Origin of the sequence: Devosia sp., assembly GCF_035944845.1 — a bacterium.
Lineage (GTDB): Bacteria > Pseudomonadota > Alphaproteobacteria > Rhizobiales > Devosiaceae > Devosia_A.
Genome location: NZ_DASZAW010000069.1, coordinates 20,690 through 33,456 on the forward strand (window position 1 = coordinate 20,690; position 12,767 = coordinate 33,456).

The window sequence follows — 12,767 nt, forward strand, 5'->3', positions numbered from 1 at the left end:
TGCACCTCAGCTCAGAGCCCTACCGCATCCTCGAGATAGTGCCGCCTGATCCCGAAGAACTCCTTGGCTTCCGCCAGCCTACTCAGCTGCGATGCATCCTTGCCGCGCTTCGTCCTGGTCGCGACGATCAGCACGTTCTTGGGTGTGTGTACGTCCGAGATGAACTCGAAGACCTTGGTCGAATAGCCGAAATGCTCGAGGATCATGGCGCGCATCGCGTCGGTGACCATCTCGGCCTGCCGCTCGACGAAAATGCCGTGCTTCATCAGGAAATCCAGCGCGTTGCCGCGGTTCGAAGTCTCGATCTCGCGGCGGATCTGCTTGTGGCAGCAGGGCGCGACGACGATCAGCTCGGAGCCGGCGGCAATGCCCTTGGCGATCGCATCGTCGGTGGCGGTATCGCAGGCGTGCAGTGCAATCAGCACGTCGGCGCCGGCGGAGTCGAAATTCTCGATCGTCCCCTGTTCGAAGCGGAGATTGCCGACCCCGGTCGCCTGCGCCGTGTCGTTGCAGAACGTCACCAGGTCGTCGCGGAACTCGACGCCGACCACCTCTGCGGAACGTCCGAGAGTCTGCTTCAGGTAGTCGGCAACCGCAAAGGTCAGATAGCCCTTGCCGGCGCCCATATCGACCACGCGGTTGAGCCGGCCCTCAGGGATCGCCTTCAGCAGCGGTCCGAGGATTTCGACATAGCGGTTGATCTGCCGGAACTTGTCGCCGGCTCCTTTCAGCACCTGGCCATCGGCGCCGGTAACGCCGAGTTCGGCGAGCCAGGCCTTGCCGGCCGCCGGGATCGGGCGGGCTTTGGCGCGATCGTGGGACAGCGAGGCCGGCGCTTTGCTGGTCGGCTCGGTCTGCTTCAGCCGAGGGGATTTGCCCTGGCTGTCGAACTGCAGGTCGTACCGCGTGGTGAACAGGAACCCCTGGCGAAAGTCCTTCTCGAGGAGCCGCCTGAGCTGGCCGATCGCGCCGGCCGGAGGATGGTTCTGCACGAGATCGCGGGTCTGGTGGTGGAAGGTGAAGCTGAGCTTCAGCTGCTCGCGAATGGTGGCGGGCTTGATGTCAACGCTCTTCAGCGTCTCGTCGGCGCCGAACGGCAGGCGCAGCGCCAGGCGCACGAAGCTGCCATCGGCGACGGCGCTCTCGAGCGCGGCGAGGAACTGGTCGATCTTGGGAAGGCTGGTATCCATTCGAGCCATATAGGCCCGCTGCACGCGAAACGCTACTGCGCGCTATTCCGCGCCCTGTTCGATCTTGCCCAGCACGTCCTTCACCTTGGAGTTGATCTGGTCGAGCGAATACGGCTTGGGCAGGAACTCGACGCTCTGATTGTCGGCGATATCCTGCCGGACGTTCTCTTCGGCATAACCGGAAACGAAGATCACCTTCAGCTCGGGCATATGCTCGCGCACCTTGGTGAGCAGTGTCGGCCCATCCATCTCCGGCATCACCACGTCCGAGATCATCAGGTCGATCTTGTAGTCGAGCTCCTCCAGCACATCGAGCGCCTCGTCACCGCTATCGGCCTCGAACACCTCATAGCCGGTAGTCCGCAGCGCCCGAGCCGAGAAGGCACGCACGCTGTCTTCGTCCTCGACGATCAGGATGCGTTCGTGCCCGGTCAGGTCCTTGACCGGGGCGGCAACCTGCTTGACCGGCGCCTCACCCTCGATGGGGACGTAGCGCGGCAGGAAGATACGGAAGGTCGTGCCCTGCCCGACCACCGAGTCGGTGTAGATGTAACCGGCCGATTGCTTGACGATGCCATAGACCGTCGAGAGCCCGAGGCCGGTGCCTTTGCCGAGCTCCTTGGTGGAAAAGAACGGCTCGAATATCTTCTCGAGGATTTCCGGCGACATGCCGGTGCCGGTGTCCTCGACTTCGATCAGCACGTAATCCGCCGCCGGCATGCCGCGATAGGCATAGCTCTGCGACTCCTGCTCGCTGACATTGCGGGTCCTGAGCGTAATCGTGCCGCCATTCGGCATCGCGTCACGCGCGTTGACGACGAGGTTGACCACCACCTGCTCGAGCTGCACCAGGTCGGCCTTCACCGGCCACACCGCGGCGGCGTGCTCCACCCCGAGCGTGATTTGCTCGCCGATCAGCCGCTTCAGCAGCACCGTCAGATCATCGAGATGCCCCGGCACTTCCAGCACCTGCGGCCTGAGCGTCTGCCGGCGCGAGAACGCCAGCAACTGGCGCGTCAGGCCCGCGGCGCGGTTGGCGCTGTTCTTGATCGACATCAGGTCAGCGAAGCTGGGGTCGCCCGGTTTGTGCTTGAGCAACAGCAGGTCGGCAAAGCCGATGATCGCCGTCAGCACGTTATTGAAGTCGTGCGCGACGCCGCCCGCAAGCTGCCCCACGGCCTGCATCTTCTGGCCCTGGGCGAACTGCGCCTCGAGCTTGCGCTGCTCGCTCATGTCGAGCGCATAGACGTTGATCCGCTCGGCGGCGCCTTCGGCCTCTTCCGAACTGGAGACATAGAGCCGGACAGCGTGATCACTGCCGCGGGTCAGTGTTGCATCGACCGGTTCGATCTCCGAACGGCTGGCCAGTGCCGCGTCGATCGCCTTGGCGAAGGCGTCGCGGTTGCCCTCGGCCAACAGATCGGCCATCGGCTGCATATCGATCGACTGCTCGCCGCCAGCCCAGTCGAAGATCCGGCTGAACGGCGCATTGGTGCGGATGATACGACCCGCCTTGTCGAGCGTCGCGATGGCGAACGGCGTATCGTTGAAGAACCGCGAGAAGCGGACTTCCGAGGCGCGCAGGGCCTCCTCCTTGTCGGCGCCCTGGCGGCGGTCGAGCACCAGGGTACGGGTCTCGCCCAGTTCCCCATCAGCAAGACGCGCGGCACGGTGCATCAACCGCACCGGGAAGCTGGTGCCGTTGCGGCGCACCAGGTCGATATCGATGATCTCGGTGCGGATTTCGCCGTCGGAGCGGCCGCGCATCAAGAGGCTGGCACCATCGCCGCGCACGATGTCGCTGAGCTTGATGGCCGTGGCCTCGAACTCGGCAAGGTCGTAGCCCAGCCAGTCGGCAAGCGTCGAGTTGAGGTACTGCACCCTGCCCTGCGCATCGGCGGAAAAGAAACCCGCCGGCGCATGGTCGAGGTAATCGATGGCCCGCTGCAGCTCGAGGAAGGCATTATCCTGCCGCTCGCGGTCGCGCGTGATATCCTCGACAGTCCACAGCACCAAAGGCTTGCCGCCCTCGTCGATCGTTGGCAGGGCACGGACGCCGACTCGGTACCAGAACGGCTTGGTCGAGCCGCCGACCGAGCCGCCGAGCCCGCCGATAATGCGGATGTCCTCGATCGCCGGACGGCCGTCGCGAGCCGCTCGGGCCAACCGGTACACGGCTTCGGATGCTTCGGGCTCGCCGGCAAACAGCCGCGGCACCGAAACTGGCACCCCATCGGTCACCCCGCCGGCAAACTCGCCGTAATGGGCGTTGACATAGCTGATCTTGCCCTCGCGGTCGGTGACCAGCGCACCGAACGGCAGGCTGTCGACCACGGCGCGGCTCAGCGTCTGGGTATCCTCGCTGGTCGAAAAGCGGAACAAGCCGGCCGCCACCGCGAACAGGCAGAACACTCCGACCACGGCAAGCAGCCCGAGAAACACCAGGATCAGGTCGGCCGGGATGCGATCACCCAGTGTCGCCAGCAGCACCGCGCCTGCAATGAAGAACGCCGCCAGCGCCACCACCCGCCACAACCCGGCGCTGCTGCGCCCGCGGTTCAGCAGCGGGTTGGGATAATTATCCTCGTCGAGCGGCAGAGGTGCCATGCGCTGGGGGTGCCCCGGGGGAAATCACGCCGAATCGGCCTTCTCAAGGTCTAGCAAAGCCATAAGTCGGTTGGGTAGCCGCAATGGCGTTATCCCCGTCGCGTCGGGCGGATTTGTGAGGGGTGACGCGGAAATGCCTGGCACCCGTCGCGCCGCCAACCACAGGGTCATTCCCGCTACAGCGGGAACCTCTGTTTCGCGCCACGGCACCACCGCAAACGGAGGTCCCCGCTTTCGCGGGGATGACGGCCGTTGGTAGTTCCACATCGTGGATGTGGCAGCGCACACCCGAGCGACCGCTAATTCGCCTTCCACCCCCGGCCCTGCTTCAGCCGCATCACGAAGCCGATGACTTCGGCGACGGCCTTGAAGTGCTCGGTCGGAATGGTCTGGTCGATATCGACGCTGGCATAGAGCGCGCGGGCCAGCGGCGGGTTTTCGACGATCGGGATGTTGTTGTCCTTGGCCAGTTCGCGGATGCGAAAGGCGATGGCGTCCGCACCCTTTGCCACGCATTTCGGCGCGGCCATGTCGCGATCGTATTTCAGCGCCACGGCGAAGTGGGTCGGGTTGGTGATTACCACCGTCGCCTCGGGCACCGCCGCCATCATGCGCCTGCGGCTGCGCTCCATGCGCACCTGGCGGATGCGGCCTTTGACCTTGGGGTCGCCTTCCTGCTGCTTGTACTCGTCGCGGGTTTCCTGAACCGTCATCTTCAGCCGGTTCCACCAGCGGTTGCGCTGGTAGACATAGTCGGCGATGGCGACGATGGTGACCACGGCAAGCACCGCGCCGAAGATGTTGAGGCTCAGGTCCATGAACTCGGCGGCGATCATCCCCGGCTCGAGCTGGATCATCATCTCGAGGCTGTCGATCTTGGGCGCCAGCACGAACCACAGCACCGCCGACACCACGGCCAGCTTGATCAACCCCTTGGCGAAGTTGACCAGCGCCTCGGTCGAGAACAGGCGCTTGGCGCCCTCGATCGGGTTGATCTTCGAAAATTTCGGCTTGATCGGATCAAGCGACAGCAGCGGCCGATGCTGAACCAGGTTCGCTGCGATGCCGAAGGCGGCGAGCACGATCGAGGGCAGGATCGCCACCATCAGGATGGAGCCGGCGAGGCCGCTCCAGAACGCCGTCAGTGCCTGGCTGCCGACCTCGAACTTCTCGGCATTGCCGAGCAACACCTTCAACTGTTCGACGAGGCCGGCGCTGGTCGGCCCCGCCATCAAGGCGAACACCAGTGCCGAACCCGACAGGATGAACCAGGTGTTGACCTCCTGGCTCTTCACCACGTCGCCCTTCTCGTGGGCGTCGCGGAGCTTTTTTTCCGAAGGGTCTTCGGTTTTCGATGACTGTTCCGGGGCCTCGTCGCTCATCTAGCGAACGCCGCGCAGCATGGCGAGCACGCCCTCGAAATGCATCAGGTAAAGCCCCATCATCATGGCCAGGAGCAGCGCCATGAGGATCAGCCCGACGCCGACGGTTGCCGGCATGGCGATGAAGAAGACCTGCAACTGCGGCATCAGCCGGCTGAGGATGCCCATCCCCAGGTTGAACACCAGCCCGAACACGATGAACGGCGCCGACATCTGCACCCCGATGACGAAGGCGCCGGCGACGGTATCAACCACTGTCTGAGCGGCGTCGCCGAACATCAGCGGCTCCTTGGGCGTGAAGATCATGTAGCTGTCATGGATCGCCGACAGCGCCACGTGGTGCAGGTCTGTGGCAAAGATCAACGCGATACCGAGGAAGCTGAGGAAGGCGCCGATCAGCGCACCCTGCACGCCACCATTGGTGGGGTCAGCGGCCTGCGCCACCGAGAGACCGGAGGACGACGCGATGACCGCGCCGGCGGTCTGCGTACCGGACACGGCAAGGCGGGCAATGGCCCCGAGGATCAGCCCGACGATCACCTCGTGCAGCACCACCACCACGATCTCCGGCAGGTTGGTGGCGAGAGGCGGCAGTTGCGGCGAAACGATCGGATAGAGCACTGCGGCGAAGACCAGGGCGAAGCTGAGCCGCATGCGGGCCGGGATGGCGGTTTCGCCGAGCGCCGGGATCAGCATCAGCATCGCGCCGACCCGGGCAAAGATCAGCACGTAGAAATAGGCGGTCTCGGGTAGCCAGTTGAGGGAGACCATGGTCAGCCGCCGGCTATGATCATATCGGCGAGCTTGCTCATATAGCCGCCAAGGATCGCCCCCATGAACGGCAGCGACAGCAGCATGGTGACGAAGATCGCGAGGATCTTGGGCACGAACACCAGCGTCATTTCCTGGATCTGGGTCAGCGCCTGGAACAGCGCGATGACGACGCCAACCACCAGCCCGACGATCATCATCGGCGCGGCGACGAGGATCATCACCCAGATACCCTCACGGGCAAGATCGAGTACGGCGGCGCCGGTCATGAGTTGCCGCTCCCGGCCGGTCCAACAATGCCCGCCTCCCACTGGGTGTCATCCCCGCGTAGGCGGGGATCCATCTCACCGCCCGCGCCAGCCGACAGATGGATCCCCGCCTTCGCGGGGATGACGGCGGTGGGTTGGCCAATGGCGGTGGCAGGGGGGAAGCGCATACGGGGACTGCCCATCAGTTCGGTAACGTAAGGCTAGCGCGAGTCGCCCTGCTATCAGATCGGCATCCGCATGATTTCCTCATAGGCCGAGATCACCCGGTCGCGGACCGTCACCATGGTATCCATGGCCAGCTCGGTCTGGCTGATGGCGGTGACCACGTCGACCATGTCGCCGCGGCCGTTGACCATCTCCATCGCCTTGGTGTCGGCCACCTTGCCGCTGTCGACGACGCCCTGCACCGCCTGGCCGAGCATTTTGGCGAAATCCTGCCCGCCGCCGAGATCGGCGACCTGGTTGAGCTGCGGCTTTGTCGCCTGCCCCAGAAGCTTGGCGGCATTCGAATATGCCGCGGTGGCGGCGTTGATCGGGAGAGCCATGGGGTGTTCCTAGGAAAGCGCGTCAGCCGCGCAGGATATCGAGGGTGGAACCCAGCATCTGCCGGGTGACGGTGACGACGTTGAGGTTGGCCTCGTAGCTCCGTTGCGCCTCGCGCATGTCCATCGTCTCGATCAGTGAATTGACGTTGGGATAGCGCACGTAGCCGGTGGCATCGGCCGCCGGATGCCCGGGTTCGAAGCGCGAGGTGAAGTCGGACTGGTCGTAGGCGATGCGACCGATCTCCACCTTGGTGGCGCCGAGCTCGTTGTCCATCACCGCCTTGAAGGTCGGGATCTTGCGCCGATACGGGTCCTCCCCCGGCGTCTTGCCGGCGGAGTCGGCGTTGGCCAGGTTCTCGGCGATCACCCGCATGCGGGCAGATTGGGCATGCAGGCCCGTCGCCGCGATCTTCAGGGACGAAAGAAAGTCGTTCATCGCTTATGCCTGCTTGCCGAGGGCGGTTTTGATCAGCTTGACCGAGCGGGTGTAGAGCGCGGTGATCGCCTGGTAGTCCATCTGGTTGCCGGCGACTTTCATCATCTCGTCCTCGAGCGTGACGCCGTTCCCCTCCGGGGTGATCTCGAAACTGTTCATGCTGCGCGCCCCGAACCCGTCGGCATCGGTGCCGGAAATGGCGATGTGCCCGGGCTGGGTCGTCACCGTCGCGATCTTCGACGTCGACAGGTTCTTCATGTGCTCTTCGAAGCCATAGGCCTTGAGGTCGCGACCGCGGTAGCCGGGAGTATCGGCATTGGCGACATTCTCGGCGAGCAAGGTCTGGCGCGTCTGGTGCCAGCGCATTTTCTCGCTGATGGCGTCGAGCAAACCTAATTTCATGGTGAGGCGGATCCAGAATCCCCTGAGGAACTGGGCAAATCCTGCCTAGCAAGCGTTAACGAGGCATTAACCACGAGGCTCCGCACGCCGAGTTGTCTCGCATTTTGCATAATCTGGGCGCATTACTCGGCAAGAAGTTCCATTGATTTGCGTTCGGATGGCCACCCCGAGCGTCGAGGGAGTGTGCGGCGATGCAATTCATGACCAGTCTGTTGGGCGAGTCGGCGGGAACCATCGTCACTTCGGTGCTTGCCCTCGGCATCGTCCTCGTGCTGATCGTTCTCGGCCTCTGGGCCCTGAAGCTGCTCACCCGCGGCACCACCGTTGTCGGTCGCGGCCGCAACCGCCGGCTCAGCGTCATCGACCACATGCAGGTCGATGCCAAGCGCCAGCTGCTGATCATCCGGCGCGACAATGTCGAACACCTGATCCTCACCGGCGGCCCGCAGGATGTGATCGTCGAAACTGGCATTCCGGTGGAACGCCCGCCGATGCCGAGCCGCCGCAGCGTCGAGCAGGACGTGGTGCCACCCGCCGCCCCAACGCTCAGCAAGTCCGAGATCGACCGGTTGCGTGAATTCGTGCGGCCCGGCGCCCGCAAGTCCACCTCGCTCCGTCACACCGGCCTGTTGCGTCCGGTGAGCACCATGGAGCCCGCCGTCATCCCGATGCCGGTGATGACTGGGGATAACTCCGGCCGCGGCAAAGCCGACTCAGCTACAACCCCCGCAGGCAAGGACAACGGGCGGGCTGCGCTTGGCGCTCAACGCAATCTCGGGGACGAATCCAAGGCGGACAGCCGCTAACTCCCGACCCGTCCTGCGGCGGGTTCTGACGCTACTCGCCTTTCTCGCCGCGCTGATCCTTCCGGGCCTCGCCTTCGGCCAGGATATCTCGATCGATTTCGGCAACGACGCGACGATCACCGAACGGGCAGTGCAGCTCGTCGGGCTGATCACCCTGCTCTCCCTCGCTCCGTCGATCCTCGTCATGGTGACGAGCTTCACCCGCATCGTCGTGGTGCTGTCGCTGCTCCGCACCGCCATCGGCCTCCAGACTGCTCCGCCGAACTCGGTGATGGTCAGCCTCGCGCTGTTTCTCACCATCTTCGTCATGGGCCCGACGCTGCAGCAGAGCTACGACAGCGGCATCGCGCCGCTGATCGCGGGCCAGATCCAGGTCGAGGAAGCCTTCACCCGCGCCTCTGCCCCGGTGCACGACTTCATGGCGGCCAACGTCCGGCCGGCCGACCTGCAGCTGTTCTTCGACATGTCGTCGACACCGCCACCCGCCGACAATACCGCGATTCCGCTGCAGATCCTGATCCCGGCCTTCATGATCTCCGAACTCAGGCGCGCCTTCGAGATCGGCTTCCTGTTGTTCCTGCCCTTCGTCATCATCGACATGGTGGTGGCGTCGGTGCTGATGTCGATGGGCATGATGATGCTGCCGCCGGTGGTGATCTCGCTGCCGTTCAAGCTGATCTTTTTCGTTCTGGTCGACGGCTGGCATCTCGTCGCGGGATCGCTGATCCGCAGCTTTGTGAGTACGTAGGCATTCTCGGAAGAGTCTGCCGTCGAGGCAGGCCGACATGAAGGGTCCACCACCTCACCTCCTCACCGGACGTCATCCCAGCGAAAGCAGCGGACCCAGCTATCGGCCGGCGTGAGGGGAGAGTTGGGTCCCTGCTTTCGCAGGAACGACATCGAGTGGGGGGCAGGTTCTGCACCAATCCCCTGTCGGTAGCCGCTAAGCCGCCCCCGGCGCCGACTTGTCCGGCACCATTTCGGCACTGCCATAGAGCTCGCGATACGACTGCAGGAACGCGTCGAGCGAATCCGCGCTCGCCACCTCCCGCGCCACCTTGCGGAACTCCACCGATTGCGGGGCGATGTCGCGGGTGACGTACTCGAACAGCGGCCATTCCGCCGAGTTCGCCATCTGCTCGGAGAACTTCGAGCGGATACGCGACAGGCCCAGTTCGTCGCCCGCCAGCACGAAGCCGACAGCGGCTTTGACCACGCTCATCCGCGCCGGCTGCGACAGCTTGCCGTCGGTCGGCGCGTTGAGGATTTCGAGCAGTTCCGACGCCATGGCGTAGTTCTTTGATTTCCAGTAGCCGTCGACCCTGAGGATATCGGCATCCTTGCCGCTGAGCTTCGAGATCAGGTCGAGCGCCAGCTCCTGCCGGCCGGCATCGATCAGCGCCCGCGCCTCGAGCACCCGGCGCTGCCGCTCGAGCTGCGGCGGCAGGTCGGCGAGCCGTGTGCGGTTGAGCACACGCAGTGCTCCCTCCGGGTTGCGATCGGCAATGCGGATCAACGCCAGATCGGCCGCCACCTGCGATTGGGCCACCCCGGTGAGGCGGCTGTCGATCTGGTACTCCAGCAGGTCCGCGGCCTGGGTCAGGAGGTCGACTTTCACCAGTCGGCGCGCCAGGTTCCGGATCATCTCGTCACCACGCGTCCCTGGCGGGGTGAGCTGGCGGAAATCGTAGTAGAGCGCCAGCGCATCGAGGTCGCTCAGGTTGTCGGCAGCGCCGTTGAGATAGAGATCCTCGAACGTCGTCTGCGCTTCGGCCAGCAGCGCATCGGTGGATTCCCTCTCGGGGAAGCTGGCGGCAGCCTGCTTCACTGCATCAAACCCGTCGCGGTAGTCGTGGTTGGCGAAGTAGAGCTCGGCCAACAGCTTCTGCATGTCGGCCTCGAGCGCGGTGCCTCGCCACATCATCGCCTCGGCCGACAGCGTATCAGTGGCTTTGGCGAGGTCGACCTTGCCTTCCTTTCGCAGCAGCAGCAGCGTGCGATATACGGCCTCGGCCCGGGTCGGGCGGAAGTCGTAGGCGATCACCTGGCCGTAGGTGTCGATCGCGTCCTGGTCATGGCCTTCGAGTTCGGCCACTCGTCCCTGCATCAGCTGGAAGAAACTGGTCTGCTCAGGGTCGAGCTTGGGAAAATCCACCTCGCCGAGCAAGCGCAACGCCATCTGGACATCGTTGGTCTCGACCGCCGAGCGCAAGGCCGCGAACAGGAACCTGGTCTGGATCCAGGTCGGGTAGGTGCCGACAATTCCCTCGGCAGCGATCGCATCGAGCCTCGCGCCACGGAAGTCGCCGCTGTCGCCATGGGCAATGGTCCGCCACAGCAGCGCGTCGCTCTCCTCGGGGAATGTGCCACCGTTCAGCGTCGTCAGCGCCTCGCGCCAACGGCCCGCCAGCGTATCGGCAATGGCGCGAACCAGCCGGGTCTTCTTGCGCAGATCCTCGTTCGTCAGCTCCTCGTCGAGGATACCGAGCACACCGATCGCTTCGTAGGACAGGTCGTTGGCGACATAGAGCTGCGCCAGGTCGAGCCGCGCCGCATCACGCAGTTGCCCTTCCGCTGCCGCCGCCCGCGCCATCGTCTCTTCCTTGCGGGCTGTAAGCTTTTCCGGGTTGTCCTCGCGCCAGACGCCCAGATCAAGATAACTCTGGCGGAACTCCGGAGAATTGCCGGCATCGAGCTTGCGCGAGGTCTCGAGCGTCGAGAGCGTCAGGCCGGCCTCGGCGGAGATCACCGCGACCTTGTCCTCCACCTCGACGTCAAGGCTGTCATTGCGCGGCTTGATCACGAGGCCATGCGCCGAGCGCAGAGCATCGAAATCGACGAACTGCAGGTCACGCGTCAGGCCTCGCGCCGGCGGCATCACCGTCACCACGCGAAGGCTGTCGCCGACCACCGGGTCGCGGAGCACATGCACCTTGCCCGGACGCTCGATATCGGCGGTCATCTCGAACCGGCCGTTCTCGTCGCGCTCGCGATCGAGCGTCATCGGCTCGGTGGCGCTGAGCAGCGCATCGCCGAGCGACAGCACCCAGGCCCTGCCCTCCGACCCCAGCGTCGCCAGCCGGTCGGCCGACAGGTCCATGCGGAGCACCTTGGTCTCGCCTGCAGCGACCATTTCGAAATTGCTGGCAATGCTGGCGAGCGCATCCGACGGCGGCGGCGCCACCACCGATTGTGGCGTGTCGAACACCATCCAGACGGTATCGCCGCGCCGGAACACCGCCGCCGGCGTATCGGCATCGAACGGGAACGCGATGCGCACGGTCTTGCCGACAGTAGTCACCGTCGGCGTCACCACGCCACGCGAGGTCGGGTAAAGGTCGGATGTGTCGTCGCGGCCAGTCTCGAGCCCGAGCCGGGCGGCCCGGCGCTGCTCCTGCTCGGCGGCCGCAACCTCGAGGTCGAGCCGGGCCTGCTTGGCCTTCTCTTCGGCCGCCAGGGCCGCCTTCAGGCCTTCTTCCGGCGCAATATCGACATCGACCACGAACTGTCGCGGCGACAGTTCGTAAAAGCGCGGCACCACGCCCTCAGCCACGGTGAGATCGACGGACGAACCGGCTGGACTAACGGCGTTGCTGGCACCCTTGAACTCCGGCGGCATGTCGGCCTTCAGCGCATAGAGATCGATCGGCACCGGCCAGTCGAAGCCGAGCGTCCCCTTGGCGCCCTTCAGCGTGAACTTGGCTTTGGTATCGACATTCCAGTCGAACTGGATGCGCAGGAACGTCGGGTTGCGGCCGACGCGCACCGTCGCCACCGGCTGCAGGGCCTTGGCCTCTTCTTCCTTGCGTTTCTGTTCCGCGATGATCGCGAGCTTCTCGGACCGATCGGCCAGCGCCTTCACCACCTCGGCGGGCAGCGCCGGCGGCAGGCCGACCCAGCTGGTCGGCAACAGGTCGATATAGAGCTTCTCGCCCGCATCCATGCGGTTGATGTTGAACGTGGTGCGAAGTCCGATGCGGATACCGCGCTGGTCCGGATCGACGCGTGCGATGGTGGCGTAGTCAGGCATGGCGAGGGAGATATCGGGCAAAAGAACCGAGATCGGCTGCTCAAACTCGATGGCGAGCACGCCGTTCTCGTACTTCACCTTGTACTTGGGCAGGTCCATCCGCTCGGGGAAGGCAATGATCAGGCGCCCGAAGCCGTTCTCCGGGGTGGCGAAGATCTGCGCCTTTTCCTGTGCCGAAGCGAGGGTGGGCCACAGGCTGCAGGCGATGAGCAACGCCACAGCAACCGGGCGCCACAGGAACGTGAACGCCCCTCGCCAATATGCGACCCACGATGTCATGCCGGCTTCTGCCCGCCCTACACTCTTCTGGTGCGGCGAGCATAGGCAGA

Annotated in this window: 11 protein-coding genes; 2 read left to right on the forward strand and 9 right to left on the reverse strand. The window is 64.7% G+C overall.

All coding sequences use genetic code 11. The features are described from left to right. Positions 1–11: 11 nt before the first annotated feature. The 8 genes from VGV07_RS13230 to flgB form a co-directional block, all read right to left on the reverse strand. Complete coding sequence (locus VGV07_RS13230; protein ID WP_326869178.1) at positions 12–1,190, reverse strand: SAM-dependent methyltransferase; 1,179 nt, start codon at positions 1,188–1,190, stop codon at positions 12–14. 42 nt (positions 1,191–1,232) lie between these two features. Next, entirely contained in the window at positions 1,233–3,797 is a 2,565-nt protein-coding gene (gene cckA / locus VGV07_RS13235) for a cell cycle histidine kinase CckA (RefSeq protein WP_326869179.1), read from the reverse strand. 299 nt (positions 3,798–4,096) lie between these two features. Beyond that, complete coding sequence (gene flhB, locus VGV07_RS13240) at positions 4,097–5,179, reverse strand: flagellar biosynthesis protein FlhB (RefSeq protein WP_326869180.1); 1,083 nt, start codon at positions 5,177–5,179, stop codon at positions 4,097–4,099. Then, positions 5,180–5,950 carry a flagellar biosynthetic protein FliR gene (gene fliR / locus VGV07_RS13245; protein ID WP_326869181.1) on the reverse strand — a complete coding sequence of 257 codons (771 nt, stop codon included), beginning with the start codon at positions 5,948–5,950 and terminating at the stop codon, positions 5,180–5,182. Positions 5,951–5,952: 2 nt separating this feature from the next. After that, entirely contained in the window at positions 5,953–6,219 is a 267-nt protein-coding gene (fliQ, locus tag VGV07_RS13250; RefSeq protein WP_326869182.1) for a flagellar biosynthesis protein FliQ, read from the reverse strand. A gap of 221 nt (positions 6,220–6,440) precedes the next feature. Next, complete coding sequence (fliE, locus tag VGV07_RS13255; protein WP_326869183.1) at positions 6,441–6,764, reverse strand: flagellar hook-basal body complex protein FliE; 324 nt, start codon at positions 6,762–6,764, stop codon at positions 6,441–6,443. 22 nt (positions 6,765–6,786) lie between these two features. Beyond that, a complete protein-coding gene (gene flgC / locus VGV07_RS13260) occupies positions 6,787–7,200 on the reverse strand; it encodes a flagellar basal body rod protein FlgC (RefSeq protein ID WP_055882301.1) in 414 nt (137 codons plus the stop codon). Between the two features lie 3 nt (positions 7,201–7,203). Then, positions 7,204–7,602 (reverse strand): flagellar basal body rod protein FlgB, encoded by a 399-nt coding sequence (gene flgB / locus VGV07_RS13265; protein ID WP_326869184.1) that lies wholly within the window; start codon positions 7,600–7,602, stop codon positions 7,204–7,206. A 200-nt stretch (positions 7,603–7,802) separates the two neighbouring features. On the opposite strand from flgB, the gene VGV07_RS13270 reads away from it, so the two are divergent. Then, the gene (locus VGV07_RS13270; RefSeq protein WP_326869185.1) at positions 7,803–8,408 is read left to right on the forward strand and encodes a hypothetical protein; all 606 of its coding nucleotides are present in this window, start codon (positions 7,803–7,805) and stop codon (positions 8,406–8,408) included. Next, positions 8,374–9,156, forward strand: coding sequence for a flagellar type III secretion system pore protein FliP (fliP, locus tag VGV07_RS13275; protein ID WP_414649948.1), 783 nt, complete (start codon positions 8,374–8,376; stop codon positions 9,154–9,156). Before VGV07_RS13270 ends, fliP begins: the two co-directional genes overlap by 35 nt. A gap of 195 nt (positions 9,157–9,351) precedes the next feature. Here fliP and VGV07_RS13280 read toward each other — a convergent pair whose 3' ends face one another. Next, on the reverse strand, positions 9,352–12,717 hold the full coding sequence (locus VGV07_RS13280; protein ID WP_326869186.1) for a hypothetical protein: 3,366 nt from the start codon (positions 12,715–12,717) through the stop codon (positions 9,352–9,354). Between the last annotated feature and the right edge of the window lie 50 nt (positions 12,718–12,767).